This window comes from Desulfuromusa kysingii (genome assembly GCF_900107645.1).
Lineage (GTDB): Bacteria > Desulfobacterota > Desulfuromonadia > Desulfuromonadales > Geopsychrobacteraceae > Desulfuromusa > Desulfuromusa kysingii.
Window position 1 is genome coordinate 393,599 of record NZ_FNQN01000001.1, and the last position, 19,552, is coordinate 413,150.

General features: G+C 50.7%; 15 protein-coding genes. 4 read left to right on the top strand and 11 right to left on the bottom strand.

Annotated features, from left to right (window positions below; translation table 11 throughout):
- Positions 1 to 6: 6 nt before the first annotated feature.
- The 5 genes from cheB to BLU87_RS01900 form a co-directional block, all read right to left on the bottom strand.
- Positions 7 to 1,077, bottom strand: coding sequence for a chemotaxis-specific protein-glutamate methyltransferase CheB (cheB, locus tag BLU87_RS01880; protein WP_092344233.1), 1,071 nt, complete (start codon positions 1,075 to 1,077; stop codon positions 7 to 9).
- A complete protein-coding gene (locus BLU87_RS01885; RefSeq protein WP_092344234.1) occupies positions 1,074 to 3,377 on the bottom strand; it encodes a hybrid sensor histidine kinase/response regulator in 2,304 nt (767 codons plus the stop codon). The genes cheB and BLU87_RS01885 overlap by 4 nt, the downstream gene beginning before the upstream one ends.
- Positions 3,378 to 3,397: 20 nt before the next feature.
- Positions 3,398 to 4,849 carry a methyl-accepting chemotaxis protein gene (locus tag BLU87_RS01890; RefSeq protein ID WP_092344235.1) on the bottom strand — a complete coding sequence of 484 codons (1,452 nt, stop codon included), beginning with the start codon at positions 4,847 to 4,849 and terminating at the stop codon, positions 3,398 to 3,400.
- 79 nt (positions 4,850 to 4,928) lie between these two features.
- Entirely contained in the window at positions 4,929 to 5,963 is a 1,035-nt protein-coding gene (locus BLU87_RS01895) for a chemotaxis protein CheW (RefSeq protein ID WP_092344236.1), read from the bottom strand.
- Entirely contained in the window at positions 5,956 to 7,452 is a 1,497-nt protein-coding gene (locus BLU87_RS01900; RefSeq protein ID WP_092344237.1) for a CheR family methyltransferase, read from the bottom strand. Before BLU87_RS01900 ends, BLU87_RS01895 begins: the two co-directional genes overlap by 8 nt.
- Before the next feature lie 885 nt (positions 7,453 to 8,337).
- On the opposite strand from BLU87_RS01900, the gene BLU87_RS01905 reads away from it, so the two are divergent.
- Positions 8,338 to 9,027 carry a DUF1847 domain-containing protein gene (locus tag BLU87_RS01905; protein ID WP_092344238.1) on the top strand — a complete coding sequence of 230 codons (690 nt, stop codon included), beginning with the start codon at positions 8,338 to 8,340 and terminating at the stop codon, positions 9,025 to 9,027.
- 91 nt (positions 9,028 to 9,118) lie between these two features.
- Positions 9,119 to 10,918: a cation:proton antiporter gene (locus BLU87_RS01910; RefSeq protein WP_092344239.1), complete on the top strand. Its 1,800-nt coding sequence runs from the start codon at positions 9,119 to 9,121 to the stop codon at positions 10,916 to 10,918.
- 68 nt (positions 10,919 to 10,986) lie between these two features.
- Here BLU87_RS01910 and BLU87_RS01915 read toward each other — a convergent pair whose 3' ends face one another.
- Together BLU87_RS01915 and BLU87_RS01920 are read right to left on the bottom strand one after the other, a co-directional pair.
- The gene (locus BLU87_RS01915) at positions 10,987 to 12,603 is read right to left on the bottom strand and encodes a glycerol-3-phosphate dehydrogenase/oxidase (protein WP_092344240.1); all 1,617 of its coding nucleotides are present in this window, start codon (positions 12,601 to 12,603) and stop codon (positions 10,987 to 10,989) included.
- Between the two features lie 49 nt (positions 12,604 to 12,652).
- Positions 12,653 to 13,441, bottom strand: a complete 789-nt coding sequence (locus tag BLU87_RS01920; protein ID WP_092344241.1) for a DeoR/GlpR family DNA-binding transcription regulator — start codon at positions 13,439 to 13,441, stop codon at positions 12,653 to 12,655.
- 185 nt (positions 13,442 to 13,626) lie between these two features.
- Between BLU87_RS01920 and glpK the strand changes: the two genes are divergently transcribed.
- Positions 13,627 to 15,126, top strand: a complete 1,500-nt coding sequence (gene glpK, locus BLU87_RS01925) for a glycerol kinase GlpK (protein WP_092344242.1) — start codon at positions 13,627 to 13,629, stop codon at positions 15,124 to 15,126.
- Between the two features lie 133 nt (positions 15,127 to 15,259).
- Here the strand turns inward: glpK and wrbA are convergent, their stop codons facing one another.
- Positions 15,260 to 15,862 (bottom strand): NAD(P)H:quinone oxidoreductase, encoded by a 603-nt coding sequence (gene wrbA / locus BLU87_RS01930; protein ID WP_092344243.1) that lies wholly within the window; start codon positions 15,860 to 15,862, stop codon positions 15,260 to 15,262.
- 265 nt (positions 15,863 to 16,127) lie between these two features.
- Positions 16,128 to 16,943, bottom strand: a complete 816-nt coding sequence (locus BLU87_RS01935; RefSeq protein ID WP_175498238.1) for a class I SAM-dependent methyltransferase — start codon at positions 16,941 to 16,943, stop codon at positions 16,128 to 16,130.
- A gap of 84 nt (positions 16,944 to 17,027) precedes the next feature.
- On the opposite strand from BLU87_RS01935, the gene coaE reads away from it, so the two are divergent.
- On the top strand, positions 17,028 to 17,657 hold the full coding sequence (gene coaE, locus BLU87_RS01940; RefSeq protein WP_092344245.1) for a dephospho-CoA kinase: 630 nt from the start codon (positions 17,028 to 17,030) through the stop codon (positions 17,655 to 17,657).
- A 105-nt stretch (positions 17,658 to 17,762) separates the two neighbouring features.
- Here the strand turns inward: coaE and BLU87_RS01945 are convergent, their stop codons facing one another.
- Both BLU87_RS01945 and BLU87_RS01950 read right to left on the bottom strand, forming a co-directional pair.
- On the bottom strand, positions 17,763 to 18,554 hold the full coding sequence (locus BLU87_RS01945; RefSeq protein ID WP_092344246.1) for an alpha/beta hydrolase: 792 nt from the start codon (positions 18,552 to 18,554) through the stop codon (positions 17,763 to 17,765).
- 77 nt (positions 18,555 to 18,631) lie between these two features.
- Entirely contained in the window at positions 18,632 to 19,414 is a 783-nt protein-coding gene (locus tag BLU87_RS01950) for an IclR family transcriptional regulator (RefSeq protein WP_092344247.1), read from the bottom strand.
- Between the last annotated feature and the right edge of the window lie 138 nt (positions 19,415 to 19,552).

Consider the following 19,552-nt stretch of genomic DNA (forward strand, 5'->3'; position numbering starts at 1 on the left):
TGTCTGTCACCTTTTCTTGAAACGTTTGTCATCGGTCAGACGGATAATGGCTTTAGCCATTTCGTCCAACGGAAGAACCTGTTGCACTGCGCCCTGTTCGATCGCCTGTTTCGGCATACCGAAGACAACGCTGCTCTTTTCATCCTGCGCAATAGTGGTGCCGCCTGAGCGGGCGACCTCTAGCATCCCCTCCGCCCCATCGGCCCCCATGCCGGTGAGCAGAACACCAAGGACTCCTCTGCCATAGCGCTGCGCGGCAGACTTCATGGTATTGCTTATAGAGGGGGCGTGCATATCCGTCGGCAGGCCGGGGAACATAACGAATCTGCCGAGATGGTCAAAGCCCAGGTGTTGCCCCTCCTGTGGGAAGTAGACGGATCCGGGTTGTGGCAAGGCACCTTTTTTTGCCAAACTGACTTTCAGGGAGCACGATGTCGAAAGCCACTGCGCCAACCCCTGGATGAAGCCGTCACAAATATGCTGAACACAGATGATCGGCGCAGGGAAATCGGCAGGAAGCCCGGCGAGAATCTTCTTCAAGGCATTAGGTCCCCCTGTGGAAGCTCCGATGACGATAAGGTTCACCGGCTTTTTTGCCGTTGTCAGTGGTGGAGATGTTGGCAGGGCTGCCAGTTCAGGTCGCGATTTTGGAATGCGACGAAAGACCTTGACCGCGGAGATGATTCTGATCTTGTTGATCAATTTGGCGGCGATGGTCGAAAAATCCTCCTCGGTATTTAATAACGGTTTGTTGATGACATCGAGCGCCCCGGCCTCAAGCAGTTTGAAGACATTGAGACTGTCGTCGGCTACTGAAATGCTGACCACCAAGATCGGTCGCGGAAAGCGTGCCATGATCTCACGGGTAAGTTCCAGACCATCCATCTTCGGCATATGCAGATCGGTACAGATCACCGATGGGGCAAGTTGGGGAATCAGATTCAGAGCCTCAATTCCGTTGTGGGCAATTCCGACGACCTCGATATCAGGTGCAACGGCAAGGGCCTTATTTATTAAGGTGGTGACAATCAGGGAATCATCGACGAGGAGAACTTTTATGATGGGCTGAGAATTCACACAAGCCTCCTTAGGGTGTCTAGTAGCACTTTCTGGTCAAAGGTGGGCTTGGTAAGATAGGCGTTAGCACCCACATCCGCGCCTTTTCTCCGATCTTCCTCGGAAGCCAGGGAGGTGACCAAGATAATTGGCAGCTCGCGATACTTTTTAAGCTGCCGCACTCTGGCGGTCAGGGTCAGTCCATCGATGTTCGGCATCTGCACGTCGGAGACCAGAGCGTCGACCGGTTGTGCCTTGAGTTTGTCCAAGGCATCCAAACCATCAACAGCAGTGATCACCTGGTACCCGGCTCCCTTGAGAATCCGCTTCATCTGGGTTCTGGTGATCAGGCTGTCTTCAGCCATGAGGATGGTTTTAGGCTTCGGCGCCTCTTCGGCCTGTGCTTTCTTGGGCACAATCGTCTGATGGCACAGGGAGTTCAACAACTCCGAAGGGCTGACGATAAGACAAATTTCTCCCGTTTCGAGGAGAGTCGCACCCAAGATATTTCCTGCTTGCTGCAGCAAAGGGTTCTGTTGTTTCAGTAATACTTCCTGATCCATGAGGAGTTCATCCACGATCAGAGCAAAACGTTCCTCTCCTACGGCACAGGCGATAGCGGGGAGGAGAACGTTCTCCTCCCCGGGGGCATCGATCTGCGCCTGCTTCGGCACCGAAAAATCGTTGCGCGCAAAATGCATGAGACCGCCGAGTCTGGCGACGGAAACGGCCTCTCCCTCAAAGAGAATCGATGAACGCCCTTCCATGGTAAAAATTTCACTGCGGTGCACCGGAAAAGTCTTCAGAATTGACTCGGCAGGGATGGCATAAGTTAGCCCGGAGGCCCGCAGGGTGAGGACCTTGGTCGCGGCAAGGGTCTCCGGTAGCCGCAAGCGCACCATGCAGCCCTGTTGAGGGACCGATTCTACCTCGACCTCTCCTTTGAGGCGCTGAACATTGACGCGTACCACCTCAAGGCCGATTCCACGGCCGGAGATGTCAGAGACAAAGGGCGCGGTCGAGAGGGTACTCTCAAAGATCAGGCTACGCAGTTGCTCGGGCGTCATAGTTGCCAGAACCTCTGGCGGGTGGATCTTTCTCTTGGCGGCCGCGCGGCGAATCGCCTCGACATCAAGGCCGCGGCCGTCATCCTGCACCTCGACCACCAACTGCGACCCGCTCCGATAGGCCCGCAGCGTAATCGTTCCGACGGGCGGTTTGCCTAGCTGCATCCGTTCTTCTGGCGGTTCGAGTCCATGATCGAGGGCGTTTCTCATCAGATGCATGAGAGGATCTTTAAGCTCTTCGATAACCCGCTTGTCGGCTGTGGTATCCCCTCCTTCGACGACCAGTCGTGCCTCTTTGGATTGCTCCCGGGCGAGCTCCTTGACCATGCGTGGAAACACTCGAAACAGAGAAGACAGTGGAAGAAGCCGCGTAACACGAACGCTCTCCTCCAGCTCTGAAGTTGTGAATTCGAGTTTTGACCGGTCGTCGTACAAGCGGCTTTTCAGCTTCTCCAGCAGGGCGGTAAAGGATTCGATCTTCTCCTGCGCTTTGGCCGTGGGCGAGGCATTTTTTCTGATCTCCCCAGCCAGTTTGTGCCACTTGTCAAAACCATCCTCCAGGTCGAGATGGCGCTGGACGATTCTCTGCTTTATCGCGGTCAGTTCCCTTATCTGGGATATCAGCAGGTCGAGCTTTGAAGTCGCCACCCGAATGTTATCGATCTGAAAAGGGACGATATTCGCCTGAGCCGAAGGGAAGTCAAATGGCGCGGCTGTTTCGGCTGAATCACCTGTCTCGCGCTGTTGTTCTCTGTTAGCTTGAGCCTGCATAACAATCAGCTCCGACTCGTCCAGTGATACGGGTGACTCAGGGGGTGGGGGTGGTACGGTGGTGTCCGTCGGTTTCAGCTGCGGAGGTCTGACCTGCGGCTGTCCAAGAGCCTCCGGCTCGAGCCGGCAAAGCAGATCCGTCACCTTGACATCACAACGAACCCCGGTCAGGGCCTCTTCGACGAGCATTCTGATCGCCTCCAGGCAATGGTAGAGCTGATCAATGTGAGGGGGCAATAGACGAGTGTTCTGGTTCTTGACTTGGGCGAAGATCTCTTCAAAGCGGTGGGCGAGTGCTTCGATCTCCGTCAGGCCAAGCATCCGTGCAGCTCCTTTAAGGCTATGTGCCTCGCGGAAGACCTCGTCAGCGGCCTCCTTGTTGCCGGGGTCATTTTCAAGGATCAGCAGGTCGTCATCGAGCCGTTGCAGATGTTCACTGCTCTCGATCCGGAAAAGTTCACGCATTTCAATGTCTTCAATCATCCTCAGTCCCTGATTGCAGATTACAGCATCTGCTTGAGCTTATCGGTAGTCTCGTTCAGACTCAGGATGCCGACCTTGGTCTGCGAGATCCCCGCCGCGGTTTCATTGGCACCATCTTTGATGCTATTGGAGGCCTCAAGGACCTGGCCGAAGGCAACCGACTGTTGTTTGAGATTCAGCAACACTTGCTGCGAGCTGTTATTGATCAGATCGGAGGTTTCGGAGAGGGTTTCGAACAGCTCCTCGACCGTCTGCACGATGGTGGAGACATTTTCGATGCTCTTGGTTCCTTCCTCGGTTCTCATGATGGTCGTATCGGTCGCTTTTTGGATTGCCGAGACGATGCCGGAGACCTGTTCCACTGATTTCTTGCTCTCCGCAGCAAGCTTACGCACCTCGGTTGCTACCACCGCAAACCCCTTGCCGTGCTCCCCAGCACGAACTGCTTCTACCGCGGCATTGAGGGCCAGCATGTTGATTTGTACCGCCAGGTCTTTGACCAGTTCGGCGATGCTACCGATCTGTCCGGTCTGTTCGCCCAGTTCGAGGATTTGTTCGGCCACCGCGGTGACCTTGGTGCTGAGCTCGTCCATTGCGGCCATGGCCTTTCGCACCGCGACTCTCCCATCTTCGGTCAGCATCGTCCCTTTGCCGGCCAGCTCCGAGGCGGAGGTTGCCTGTTCGGTGGTCTGTCGGGATGAGACGGCCAGTTCCTCCATGGTGCTGGCTGTTTCTGCGACCATGGCCGACTGCTGGCTGGCTGTCCGCTCATGTTGAACCACCGTTGCGGCTATTTCCGCCGAGGTCGAAGAGGCGGTGTTGGCTGCTTCGGTGATTGAACTGCTGATCCGGGAGGCGACCCAGGAGCCGATCGCGAGAGCCAGAACGACGGTCAGCAACACTCCGGCAAAGATGGAGGTTATCAGTAAAGACGTGGCGCGCTTGATTTCGCTCTTGCTGCGTTGCAGAGACGCCTTCTCGTGGGACTGGTATTCAGTAATGAGGTCGTCAATCTGTAAAGAGAGGTTGAGCCCGCCATCGGAGGCAAAGCGGATGACCGCCTCATCCTTATTCCCCTCGTCGACGAGGGAAATCATTTGGTGGTTCGTTTCAACGGACTTATCCACCAAGTTGAGTATCTTTTGCAGCCGTTCCTTTTGCACCCGGTCGTCGATGCGCCCCACGAGCTGTTGGGATAACTTCCGATAGTGTTTCTCATTTAGTTCGACGAGCTTGATAAAGTTGTTATCTTGTTGCAACAGGTAGCCACGAGTAGAGCGTGACATGCTGCTAATATCATACTCAAGCTGAAGAATTTCGATCATATTCTGGTAGGATTTATCGACCATGACTTCATTTCTGGCCACCGACTGTGCGCAGATATAGACAACGCTAAAAGCGACAATCGCCAGCAGCAGGGGGATAGTGTAGCCGAGCAGGATACTCTGTTTCAGCCTGAGATTTTTGAACATGGAGGTCTCCTCTTTAAAGTTGTGCAATATGCAGGTACAGAATTCAAGATGCTGATTATGACGGACGATGCTGCGCCCATTATTGTTTTGCTCCCGCCATCAGGCTCAGCTTCTCAAGGATGGGAGGCAATGCCAGAATCGTCACCGGCCGGTCATCGCAGACAGCGCTTCCCAGGGCATATGTCTCTACCTCTGAGGCAACAGATGCGGGTAACGGAGAGATTTCGGCGGGGGGCAGAGAGACGATGTCGTGGATCATATCGATGGCTAACCCGACCGTGAGATGATCGTCGCTGGGCACAATAACTTTGGCCTCATGGGTGAAAGCCCCAGTCGGCATCGACAACAACTCCCTGATGTCGATGATGGGCAAAAGGCTGCCCCTGTGGTTCATGATGCCCACCAGATGTTCAGGACAGTTGGGCAGGGGCGTGAGGTTTCCTATGGAAGTGAACTCACGGACCGCAGCGAGATCGATGCCGAAATATTCTCCGCCCAACGAGACAACGGCCAGCTGGCATGCATCGCGGGCCTCTTCTGCTTGACTTTTACCGATTAAGCCGAGGGCGCGGGAATGAAACACCGCTCTTTCTTCAGGGGTCAGTTCGGCCAGAGGCAGGAAGTCAGATTCTGGGGACTCCTCTTCAGAGGCAGACTCAGCGACCAGAATCTCGGCATAGTCGCCCGACACTAGCAAGCGGTTGTGATCAAGAAGCATTACGATCTCATCCCCGACCCGAGCTTCGCCTCTGATGAAGATGGGGGCATCTCCCTCCTTGCCGGGAAACAGGACCGGGTCGATATCTTCAGGGTCCAGGGCAATGACGTCATGCACATCGTTCACCACGATGCCAGTCATCTGTGCGTCGACTTCGATCACCAGAAGGCCATCGGTGAGCCGGTACTTCGCTGGAGGAAGACCGAGGCGCACGCTGAAATCGACGACCGGGATGACCCGGCCCCGCAGATTGATGACCCCAGCGATATAAGTGGGGGCTTCTTCGACCCGGGTGATTTCGGGAAGTCGTACGACCTCCCAGACCGCTGTTGCATCGATGGCGAACCGGGACCCGTGGAGGTCGAAAACAAAAACGTGTAGTTGTCCCTTATCCATAAATTCCGTTCCTGGAGGTTAGTTGTTGCTCAAGGTCTGAAAGTAAGATTTTTGCGTGTTGAAGTAGTTCTCCCGCGGTCATGTCGAGATATGGGGGCATGGGAGATTCTGGAGGCAGCCCTGAGAGGATTTCACCAGCGGCAGCCAACATTTTTTGCGCGAGTTTTGTGTCTTGCTCTGTGGCACAAAGGGTGCCGAGTTCAAGATACGCAGCCACATAAGCTGGCTCCAGATAGATTACTTTTTTCAACAGATTTTTCGCCTCGCTATTGTCCCCGGTTGCCTCGCAAATCTGAGCGCAGAGGAACAGAGGTTCAGGTGCCATGGGAGCAAGCTCGATGGCTTGCTCGCAACTGCGCAGGGCAGGGGCATACGCTCCCCGGTCCGCATAAGCCTGGGCCGACGTGAGATGGGCCCGGTACTGATCGGTACCTTCAGTCGCTTCGGGTCTCGCCAGCGACTGGCGCATCGAGGACTGATTCCCTGCCCGACCTGTAGCCGGAGGAATGTTGTTGGAATCCGTGCGATAGTTGTCGCTGTTTTTTTTGCCGGTGACGGTTTTCTCGGACCGGGCCTCAGCGTGGGTGGCAGGTCTAAGGAGAGATCTGAGGGGCGCTTTTTTTTGCGCAGCCGCGGCAGCAACCATGCGTGCGCCGGGGGAGATCTTCTGAAAAATGATCTGATCGTTGATTGTTTTTACCGACAGTCCTACTAAGGCCCTAGGGGAGAGTTCGCAGTGGCCTGTCAGCAAATAGCCGTCATCGTTAAGCGTGTCGCCAAACCGCTCGACAACCTGATTGACGGTTTTCTCCTCAAAATAGATAAAAACGTTCCGGCAGAGGATAAGATCCATGTGATGCAAGCCTGAAGAGTTATCTGGGAAAAGCTCACCGACAAGATTATGGCGGCGGAAACTGACCATGTCGCGAATCTTCTCAGACAGCGTCCAAGACTCCTTTTTTTGCACAAAGTGGCGCTGCTGCTGGGCGGCGTCCACCATCCGGAACGACCATCGGGAGAACACCCCTGTGGCCGCCTTTTCGAGCGCTTCGCCATTGAGATCAGTGCCGAGGATAAGCAGATCCCATCGGTCCGCATCTGGCAACAGTTCGCTGAGTAACATGGCGATGGAATAAGGCTCCTCACCTGAAGAGCAGCCGGCACTCCAGATGCGCAGACGCCGTTGCGCACGCCGGCGGTTGATGAGTTCCGGAAGGATGTGGTCGCGAAGGAGTTCGAATTGTGCTCGAATCCGGAAGAAGTACGATTCACCGATAGTCAACAGAGGGGCAAGTTTCTCCCATTCCAGACGACTTGCTGCCGTCGTACCGGCCAGCAGCCGGAAATAGTCCTCTTCGGTCGAAACGCAGCTGGAACGGATCCGCGCGAGGATCTTAGAGCTAAAGACCTCGGGATTCCCTTGGTCAAGGCACAGCCCGGTGCGTTCCCTGACCAAGTCTACAAAATTCTTAAACAGCTGCTCTTCCATAATCCTTCCGAGAATCTATTGGTTTCTTAAAACCACAAAAGCAACAAAAAAGCATTTCGAGATCGTCATGAGCTTTCGTCTTTTACATCCCCTTGAGAAGGAGAAATGTAAAAGACTGAACATGAACAAGCTATTCGGTCTAGATAACTACATTTAGAAATATTTTGGGGAGAGAGGGTCAATGAGGGAACAATGTGATTTACCCCCTTCCTCACATGCAGCTTCATTATATTCCAATAATAAACAATTGTAAATTTATTTCAGTGTAAAATATATTTACGCAGGTTTTTAACTTCTCTTTCCGGTTGTATTTCAATAGCTTAAATGATGTTTCCATTGGGCAAATTGTATCAAATCTCTGGAGATTTGTGCTTTGACTCACTCAGATACATGAGAAGAAAGGAACACATAATCCATCTGACCAACACATTCGAAATAAAATAGAGAAAGTGTTGACCCTTTTGTTTTGTTAGTTGTGGTGTTGCTAACTATCTTGATTGGCAACGGAATATTATTTTGGACCAAGAGAATTTCGTTATTGAATTGGCGGGAGAAGGATTGCGGCTTTTATTTTGATTTGTTCCCGCCATTTTTTCTCCCATGCAAACTTTGGGTCTGTGCTAAAATTAGCTCCGTTGCCTATCTTTTCTCCTTGGAGAATCTGATCTGGAGATAAATAAAAATTATCATTTATTGCGAAACGGTTGCTGCTAAAAGGTTAATATGGCTCTGTTTTTATCCCATCAAATAAGAATAAACAGCGGTTAAGTAGTCGCGTTAGCTTTCTTGCTCAGAAGGCTTCCTGAGCGATTACCCCTGATGAGCCCAAGCTGATCTGCTGTGTGGCTCGAACTCAATAATTTTGTAGAAAAGGAATGTCTAGCTATGGCAAAAAAAACACCACTACCTACCTGTGCCGTCTGTCCGGTTAATGTCCCCGAGCGAATTTGTCGCACGGAAAAGGGCAAAGCTCCGAGTAACTGTCCATCGACTCGGTCCATCGATATTGTAAAAGAAACACTGGAAATCCTCAAAGATCCCGAAGTGATGGAAGCTGTGCGTCAGGCATCAATCCAGGAAGGTGAGGGATATGGGGACAAAGATAAGGGGTATGCTCATATCCGCGCAATCAAGCCCCGTATTCAGGAAACGGTTGAATTTGCCAAGAAGATGAAATTTAAGCGCATCTGTTTGATCTTTTGCATTGGTATGCGCAAGGAAGCGCAGATTATCCATGAAATTTTCACGGTCAATGGCTTTGAGACTATTTCAGTCATGTGCAAGGCGGGGGCCGTTTCTAAGGAAGAAATTGGTTTGTTGCGAGAACAACAGATTGATCCTGGCAGCTTTGAAACCATGTGCAATCCGATTCTTCAAGCCTTGACAGCAAATTACCATCAATCCGATTTGAATGTTATTTTTGGGCTCTGCGTGGGTCATGATGCTCTGTTTTTGAAGTACGCCAAGGCTTATAATACCGTACTAGCTTCGAAGGATCGGCTCTTGGGACATAACCCTTTGGCCGCAATCTATCAGTATGATGGTTACTATCGTTATTTGAAAACCCCGCTGTAAGGCGATTTTAGGAATATTCTCTACTTGGGTGGTTGAGAACCCGCGGATAACTGGTCTTTGCATGGATTGACAATGATCGGAGTGTTGGTTGATGAATGAATACGCGCTTCCCGCTATAGCAATTTTGGTCGGTGTTGGTGCTCTGTGCCAGTGGGTTGCCTGGCGCGTCAGACTGCCTGCGATCATTTTCTTGTTATTGGTCGGTATTCTGGTCGGTCCAGTTCTTAACCTGTTTGACCCTCAACAACTGTTTGGTGAGCTGTTTTTCCCTTTTATCTCACTGTCGGTTGCCATCATTCTTTTTGAGGGAAGCCTGACTCTGAAATTCAAGGAAATTTTTGGATTGCAGCGGGTGGTCCGTAATATGGTGTCGATCGGTATGTTGGTCACTTGGATGATCACAGCGTTGGCGACCCATTTTGCCCTTGATATTTCCTGGCAGATCTCCTTTCTCTTTGGAGCCATCACCGTTGTCACTGGACCGACAGTCATCATCCCGATGCTGAGAACTGTGCGGCCGAAGGCGTCGGTTGCAAATATTCTGCGCTGGGAAGGTATTGTTATTGATCCGATCGGCGCTTCTCTAGCGGTCCTGGTCTACGAGTTTATTATTTCAGGGGGGGGGCACGTCGCTTTTGGTCATGCCTTGATGGTTCTCTCGCAGATCGTCATTGTCGGGATGTTGATGGGGGCTGGCTGCGGTTATATGTTTGGCTTAGCGTTACGGCGGCACTGGCTTCCCGAATATCTGCATAGCATTGTGACTCTGGGGTTGGTTTTGCTCAGTTTTGTCGCTTCGAATATGCTTCATGAGGAATCCGGCTTAGTGACCGTCACAGTTATGGGCATCTGGTTGGCAAATATGAAAGATGTTGATACCGACGAGATTCTTAACTTTAAGGAAAGCCTGAGCATTCTTCTCATTTCAATGCTGTTTATCATGTTGGCTGCACGGCTCGAAGTCGCATCCTTTAAGGCGCTGGGTTGGTCAGCACTATGGGTTTTTCTGGCGATTCAATTTCTTGCCCGCCCTTTGAGCATTGTTGTGTCAACGATCGGTTCAACGTTGACCTGGCCTGAGCGGCACCTGTTGGCTTGGATTGCACCACGGGGAATCGTCGCGGCGGCCATTTCCGCTTTGTTTGCCTTGCGCTTGGTGGATGTCGGTTTTGCTGGGGCAGAGATGCTGGTTCCTTTGACCTTTCTTGTTATCATTGGAACTGTATTGTTGCAAAGTACAACGGCGCGTATTATTGCTCTGTGGTTGGGGGTTGCAGAACCGGAACCGAAGGGGTTTCTTATTGTTGGCGCCAGCATTGTCGGGCGTGACATTGGTAAAGCGTTGATGAACAGTGGTTTCCGGGTACAACTTGCGGCAACCAGTTGGGATGATGCGACAACGGCCAAGCTGGAAGGATTACCGACCTACCACGGGAACCTGATGTCAGAGCATGCGGAGCGGCACCTGGACTTTGTTGGTATCGGTCGATTACTGGCACTTTCTTCGTATGATAGTGTCAATATGGCGGCCGTTCTCCATTATCGTATGGAGCTGGGAAAAGACAATGTCTATATGTTGCAATCTAAGTCTGGCGATGTGGAAAAAGTCAAACAGATACCGGCTTACCGGCGGGGGAAGCTCCTTTTTTCTGAAGGAGTGACCTATTCCACCCTGGCTGCCAAGTTGAAGAGCGGCGGCGTCATCAAGGTCACAAAATTGACCGAAAGCTTCAGTTTTGACAATCTTCATGACGTGCATGGTGAAGATCTTATCCCCCTGTTTGCGATAGACCCACGGGAGAATATTCAAATGTTCACCCAAGAGAAGAGTATCGACCCCGGAGCGGGATGGTCGGTCATCAGTTTGGTCCCGAATCCATCCCCGTCCTGAGTTTCTTTTTTCCCTTCAGGGAAATTCAGATTCACCTGTTATAATGGCGACTTAAGAGCCTCTGTTTCCTAAAGGGCATTATTCAGCCGTTGTGTGGTCCATTGTGTCTCTTCATCCATCCGTTTTTGATCCCAGCCCAGTTCGTTTGCCATAATTTCCAGCACTCTGGTCGCCGCCAGTTTGCTTGCTTCAGTATCTAATAAAGCCAGAGGGGTCCGACGCGCAAGCACATCAATGACACGTTCGGCCAGTTCAAACCGAGCCGCATAAAGAATCTCCGCCTCGATCACAGGGTGATTGTCGACCAATCGTGCGGCATAACCTTCGAGACTGAGGGTGGCAACTTTTGCGGCTTGATCGCCATAGGTCCGATTCAGGTAAGCAGCGATGTCAGGAGCAAGATTGTAAGTGTTTATCAGTTCCTGCTCGCCCTGATCATTATAGTTCGCGCTGCCAAGGATCGGCAACTGTTCCGTTTGGCAGGTTGGTTTCGGTGCCGATAGCTGAAACACTTTGATGGCGTGGTCGACGGTATCCAGTGCCATTTTCCGATAGGTGGTCCATTTTCCACCGGCAATCGTTAAGAGTCCATCTTCGCTATCTTCGATGACATGATCTCGAGCCAACTTGGCAGTGTCAGCCGCTTTGGGGTCTGAAACCAGCGGGCGGAGCCCTGACCAGACCGCCTTGATGTCGCTTTTCTCGACCTTCAGGTTGAAATAACGACCGACGTGGCGCAACAGATATTCAATCTCACTCTCCAGCGGCAGTGGATGTTCGGTCACTTCTGCGGGTTCATCTGTGGTGCCGACGATGGCGTGATCTTCCCACGGCAGGACAAACAAGACCCGGCCATCTTCAGTCTCAGGGATCATCAGCCCTGTATCTGGTGGGGCAAAACGTTTATCCAGAATGATGTGGATGCCGGTACTGGCCGAAAGAATCTTCGCGGCCTGCGGGTTATCCATACTTCTGATATTGTCGACAAACGGACCTGTGGCATTAATGACCCCACGAGCCTTTATCTGCCAACGCTCGCCGCTCAACGAATCCTCAAGTTCTGCTCCAGAGATTTTCCCATCGTTTTTCAGGATGGCAACCACGGCAACGTGGTTACTGATGACGGCACCCTGTTCTTCTGCGGTCAAAGCCAGAGAGAGAGCCATGCGCGCATCGTGAAACTGACCATCGTAATAGAGAACCCCAGCCTTTAATCCTTCTGCTTTAAGTCCAGGAAAGCGTTTTAGCGCCTCTTTACGACTCAGCAAGCGGCTGTGACCGATATTTTGTTTGCCAGACAGGACGTCGTAAAATTTCAGCCCAGCAAAAACGTAAGGGACATCAATCCATTTATAAAGGGGAGTCACTAAGGCCAGGCGATTGGAGAGGTGACGAGCATTTTTAAGCAGCAGTCCTCGTTCGTGGAGGCCATCCTTCACCAGATTGTATTGCACCCGATCCAGCTTTTTAACGGCCATTTCCAGATAGCGTACTCCGCCATGGACCAGTTTCGTACTGCGACTGCTGGTCCCTTCAGCGAAGTCATTTTTTTCAACTAATGCAACTTTAAGCCCTCTGGCCGCAGCATCGAGGGCAACACCACAACCGGTTGCTCCTCCGCCGATAACTAACAGATCAAAGGTTTGCCCATTTTTAAGTTGTGCTAAATTGTTATCTCGTTTCATTTCTGCCTCCCCTGATTTGGGGTTAAAATAATGGCGCATGAAGTCAGCGTCATTGTGACTGTTTGTGGCCTGGGGCAACTTTGCTCCGGACCGTATGGAGGTCGATGTTGTTTTCTGCCAGTAAGGTGACGATATGCTCAGTCGGATAAAGATCGGTGAATAGAGCGTCGATTTGGTCGATACTGCCCAAGCGGACCATTGCATTACGATCAAACTTAGTGTGATCAGTGGCGAGAAAAACCTGCCGGGAATTTTCAATAATCGCCTGGGCAACCCGCACTTCGTGGTAATCAAAATCAAGCAAGGTGCCATCAGGATCAATAGCTGAAATCCCGATAATGCCGAAATCAACCTTGAATTGCCGAATAAAGTCGATGGTGGCTTCTCCGGTAATACCGCCGTCGCGTTGGCGGACGATTCCACCTGCTATAATAATCTCAAAGGTCGGATTGCTACGGAGAATGGCGGCGACATTGAGATTGTTGGTGATAATTTTTAAGCCGTTATGATGCAGTAATGCTTTGGCTATTTCTTCCGTTGTTGTGCCAATATTAATAAAGATGGAAGCCCGATCGGGGATGTGGTTCGCTGTCAGTTTGGCAATCTGTTGTTTCTCTTCCAGATTCATGATCTGACGGGTGCTATATTCAACATTTTCAATGCTTGAGGAAACCCCTGCTCCACCATGGTAACGGGTGAGGAGTTGTTTGTCACCGAGGCTTTTGATATCACGACGAATCGTCTGTGGGGTGACGTTGAAGTTTTGCGCTAAGGTTTCAATGGTAATAAAACCTTGTTGTTGCACCAGGGAGAGAATTTCTTGTTGGCGTTGGTTCATATTGTTTCCAGCTCTTGGCGGTGAAAAAATTGAATGTCTATTTGTTTTTGTCCTCTGTGAGTTAGATTCAACTTTAGCCGATCTGCAAGGGAAAAACTAACAAAAAATGTTCGAAAGAAAACATTTCGAACAATATATTTATTTTATTGTTGTAATTTGAAGATAAACGAAAAAAGGAGGAATTTATGAGTGTAGGCCATATTCTTGCTATCGACCAAGGGACGACCAGCTCAAGAGCGATGATTTTTTCTCCCTCTGGCCACTGTGTCGCCGTCGCCCAACAGGAATTTCGGCAGATTTTTCCTCAGGATGGCTGGGTTGAACATGATCCAGAAGAGATCTGGCAGTCGGTCCTCAATGTTTGTCGAGAGGCTTTGGGGCAAGCGGATGAAAAGGGGATTGATGTCGTCGGCATTGGCATCACCAATCAGCGTGAGACGACCCTTGTCTGGGATCGTCAAACGGGGCGTCCTTTGTTTAATGCGATCGTCTGGCAGGATCGCCGCACTGCGGACTGGTGTGATCAACTGAAACAGGAGGGGTACGAAGATCTGGTCAGAGAACGTTCCGGCCTGTTGCTCGATCCTTACTTCTCGGCAACGAAACTGCGCTGGATTCTCAATCATGTCGACGGGGCTCGTGCGAGGGCGGAAGCAGGGCAGCTTGCCTTTGGGACGATTGACTCGTTTCTCCTCTGGCGCTTAACCGGAGGTGCAGTCCATGCCACTGACGTCACCAATGCTTCGCGCACCATGCTCTACAATATTTATACAGAGCAGTGGGATACCGAACTGCTGGATCTTTTTGGCATCCCTGCGGCCGTTTTGCCCGAGGTGCGCGATTGTGCTGCTGATTACGGGCTGACGGAGAAACGTTTGTTCCGACAGCGCTTGCCCATTGGTGGCATGGCTGGTGATCAACAGGCTGCTGCGATTGGTCAGGGATGTATTGAGCCGGGAATGATAAAGAGCACCTATGGAACCGGTTGCTTTATCCTTCTCAATACAGGTAAGCAAGCGTATCAATCGCAAAATCGCCTGTTGACGACAATTGCTTATCGTGTTCAAGGGCAGACCTCCTATGCGATAGAGGGTTCGATTTTTGTCGCCGGTGCTGCTATTCAGTGGCTTCGGGATGGCATCAAGTTGGTGAGTATCGCGGCAGATGTTGAAGGTCTAGCCGGGTCTCTTGATTCCAACCGAGGTGTTTATATGGTTCCGGCTTTTACCGGGCTGGGAGCTCCACACTGGGATCCGCACGCTCGCGGCGCTATCTTTGGGTTGACCCGAGACACTGGGATCGCAGAGATTGCCCGTGCGACCCTTGAGTCTGTTGGCTATCAAACCTATGACCTGATGACCGCGATGCAAGGGGACAGTAAAACGGTGCCCAAAACATTACGGGTTGATGGCGGCATGGCGGCAAATAACTGGTTTTTACAGTTTTTAGCGAACCTTCTGGATCTCCCGGTTGAGCGGCCCAAGGTGACAGAAACCACAGCGTTGGGGGCGGCATATTTGGCTGGGGTGCAGTTGGGATTGTTTGCATCAGTTGCTGATATTTGTAACCACTGGGAACGAGATGCCATATTCACCTCGCAACTGAGTCAAACGGAACGGGACAAGTTGTTAAAGGGGTGGCAAAAGGCACTTTCCAGAGTTTTAGAGGGGGACAATGGACGGTGACCTCTGGAAGTTAAGGTAGAATTCCAACGGCTTGCATCTCTTCCGGGGGACCTTGGCAGATTGCGACGGTAACAAACATCAATTTTTTGTCGTTGACGCTTGTTACCGCCTGCCATCAAAATGAACGCTGCTATCAGGCTGATTGCTTTTTAGCAATTTCTGCCACGTGCTTCCCTTGGAAACGGGCAATGGTTAATTCGTTTGCGGATGGTTGACGCCCGCCATCAGCACCCGCCAGGGTGCTTGCCCCATAGGGTGTTCCCCCGGTGATTTCAGCCATATTGGTGAGTTCAGGACAAGAGTAAGGGATGCCAACGATGATCATTCCATGATGAAATAATGTGGTATGAAACGAAGTGATGGTTGTTTCCTGCCCACCGTGTTGGGTGCCGGTAGACGTAAAGACGCTCCCCACTTTGCCAATCAGTTTCCCTGAGGCCCATAACCCTCCGGTTTGGTCGAGGAAGTTGCGCATTTGCGCGCACATATTGCCGAAACGTGTCGGTGCGCCAAAAATGATGGCATCGTAATCCGCCAACTCTTCAACGGTAGCAACTGGTGCTGTCTGATCAAGTTTGGCTCCGGCCTTCCGCGCTATCTCTTCTGGCATCGTGTCGGGTACGCGTTTAATGACAACGTCAATGCCTTCGACACTGCCAGCGCCGTCAGCGATCGCTTGTGCCATGGTTTCAATGTGACCATACATGCTGTAATAAAGAACGAGTATTTTAGTCATGTTATAACTCCTTTGCATCTGTGAAATGAGGATCACTGCCGATGTTAAGCCGATCTAGGGATAATGAATCTTGCACGCAACAAAAACGCCGCATCTCTGAAGTTGATTCACAAAAGCGGCGTTAATTTTTGATGTGTTCCTTTTGTCCCACAATATTCCGCTTTTAAGAAGAGATTGCCTTGGGAATGGTGCTCTGTGTCCAAGGTGTCTTCAGTTGGTAACATCTCAATTTTAACACTTTGTCGCCGTTTTGACATGGCTTGTTTCAGATTTTACTTCCAGCAAGGATAATTTTATTGCTGGAAAAGCGCTGATTAGGATATGAGCGGGCAGAAGAAATTATCTCTAGTCCGCAGTGAGTCATCAACTTGGTGAGTTGGGCGCGGGTGAAAATTTGCTTGTGACCATAAGGGGCTGTGGAATAAAAACCGGGAAGGAACAAGCTGGTTTTTCCGGGGAGATATCGATAGCATCTTTGACTTATGCGGTAGGTAAAACAGCTTCGGGAGGGTGTATCTAGAAATAACCTCCCGCCGGGTTTGAGTAATTGACACGCTGCTTCCAGTGTCTCTTTCGGAAAATTGACATGTTCGATGACATCCCACAGGGTAATGGCATCAAAATATTGTTGATAAGTTGTTTGCCAATAGTTATCGTCAACGAGTTCGGCGTGAAGAGTTATTTCCGACATTTTCCGTGCATATTCACGCCGGATGGTGCTGGGCTCAATGCCATGACATGATGCTCCCTGCGCATTTAAGAGTAATTGGAACTGTCCCAATCCGGCACCGATATCCAGAACTTTAGCGCCGGAAAGATGCATATGATTGAGGACAAGTTGTAATCGACTCTGGTGCAGATGAGCGTTTTCATCAGCTCGTGCTTGCAGATATTGCTGATTTTGGCTATTCAGTGGCATTGAATTATTGCGGTTTTCAGGAGTAGTATCCAGATAATTGAGGAAATGAAAGTCGCAATTGTGGCAGACATAGATCATACTGCTGATGAGATCATAGGTGGCAGCTGCGGTATGCTGGCCGCAGAGTTTACAGCGTTCGAAATTGTATTCTGATGTCGTCATAGATGACACGATCATGATGAATTTTTAAATAAAGTCAAGTACCGGCTGGTTTTTATGACGCTAATTGCTGGGTGGAGAGATGAAATGGAGGGAAGTGTTTTGGTTCTAGGCATTACCGGAAACATTGCTTCGGGGAAAAGTACGGTGTCAAAAGAATTGGCCCGTCGGGGTGCGGTCGTCGTGGATGCTGACCAGCTGGCTCGTGAAGTGGTTGAGGCCGGATCCGCTGCCTTACAAAAAATTGTTGCTGCCTTTGGGACTGAGGTCCTTCAACATGATGGTTGTCTGGATCGGGACAAGCTTGGGCAGATGGTCTTTGCAGACGTGAAAGTCCGGGCTATGTTGAACCGGATTGTCCACCCTGAGATTGCGGAGAGGTCCAAGCAACGCCTTCAGGAGCTCCAACAGCGAGGGGATATTCCACTGATTGTCTACGAAGCGCCATTGTTATTTGAAGTTGGGGCAGAGAGTCGTGTGGATAAGGTTCTTGTTGTTAAGGTTGATCCGGTTGAACAACTGAGGCGGCTTCAGTTGCGCGATGGGTTGAGTGAGATGGCGGCGAAGGAGCGGATGGCGGCGCAGATGCCACAGTCGCAGAAGATTGCTCGCGCCGATTTTGTGATAGATAATTCTGGTCGTATTGAAGAGACTCTGAGTCAAGTTGAACTTCTGTGGCCTAAGCTGGTAGCAGAGGGCCAACCCAAAGCCAGTTAAAAGGGGGCACCGAACATCTCAATTAGAGCGACTGTTTTGCGCGTTTTACCAACATCTTGTTTTCGATATTTCTCTCGGTGGTCTCCAAATCAGAGGGATCGTGTTTTATGATTCAACTGATGTTTCAAAAAAATTAATGCATCGTTGTAGGACGTCTTGTTGTTGTGGGTTTTCAGCCGTTGTCAGGACGTGGGGGACATCATCACCATAGCAGTGAAATTGTTTCTGCCTACCCCCCAATTTTTTGTAAACTTTTTCTGCACTCCCTTTGGCGATTGTTTTATCCCCTGAGGATGCTAGGGTCAGGCTTGGCACTGTGATCTTGTGGATCTGGCCCGATAATTGTTTGCACAATGTATTGATCTGGGCGACCCCTTTGAGTGGACGACGCTGGTAATAAAATGGTGCTTCTTCCGGGCTGATGGTTTTGTTTTGGTAAGGGATCAAATAGCTTAACGGGGTGGCAAAAGAGGACAGTGGGTGTTTTAGTTGTAGGAACGGGGAGAGCAGAATCATCTTTTTTAAGGGTTGTTGGAGTGCTAATTTTAAGGTTAATAATGCTCCTGTGCTCAGCCCCGCCGCGCTGATCTCAAATCCCATCGCCAGTAAAGCCAGGTAGCCCCGTTCGATGGTGGCGAACCACTCTGTGGCGTGACGTGTCGCCAGATCTTCAGGCGTGGTGCCATGACCAGGGAGGCGGACACCGTAAACAGTGAACTGGTGTTGCAGGAGGATCTCGCCGACGGCTGACATCTCTTTGGGGCTTGAACTAAAACCGTGAATGAGCAGGACTGCTTGTCCGTTGGTTTGTGTTGGTGTCAGTAAAAAGGGGAGATTTCCTTGGTGGGTTACCCCTTCACGCTGCGCTAGCTCAATTTCTTGTTCAAACCATTGCACGGTTGTGGAAGTCTCCCGACCAATAGAAAAGGCTCCCTATGCAGGAGCCTTTCGTGAACCATGACGTTATCGGTCAATTATTTTGGGTAACCCAATCGGGTTGAAAGTTCAGCAGCCGCTTTGAGAACCAGTGGCACAAGTTCGCTCTCTGTCCGCGCGTTACTGACCCGCATGGTTGGCCCAGAAACGCTGATTGAACCGACAATGCGCCGGGTATAATCGCGGATCGGCGCTGCAATACAGCGAACCCCAAGGTCGAGTTCTTCATCGTCAAAGGCATAACCCTGCTCACGGATCTTCGCCAGTTCTGCGCTGATCTCCTCAGGGGTACAGATCGTTGTCGGCGTGTGCTGGGTGAGCTTCACCCCGCCCAAGAGTGATTCTAACTCTTCCTCAGTCATGAACGCCATATGCACTTTTCCCGCGGCCGTGCAATATGCCGGGAGTCTTGAACCGACTCGAGAAACAACCCTGACAGTAAGATTTGTCTCGACAACATCGAGATAGACAATGTGATTTTCTTTGTAGATGGCAACATATGCGGTTTCGTTGCAGTCTTCGACGATTTGCTCCAGGATTGGCTTTGCTTGACGCAACAGGCCCATTTGTTTAATAAATGTTTGTCCCAATTCCAGAGCCTTTAGCCCCAGACGGTAATTTTCAGTCGCCTTGTTCTGCTCAATATAACCACGCGATTCAAGAGTTGCCAATAATCGAAATACATTGTTTTTATGAAGTTTCAACCGCTTGCTAAGCTCAGTCACACCAAGCTCATCAACATCGTCATGAAATTGCTCGAGTAGATCGAGTGCATGTGAAACTGCTTGAATGATATATTCGGATTTATCTTTTTTGACCATAACTCTTGTATCCCTCTTGTCTCTTGTTGATTAATGGCGCCGATACTAGCCTTGAGAAGATCCTGCTGTCAAGCAGTATAGGTATGTTTACAAAGAGTTTTTGTACCTGTTTGCAACTATAGAATGCTGTTCTATTTT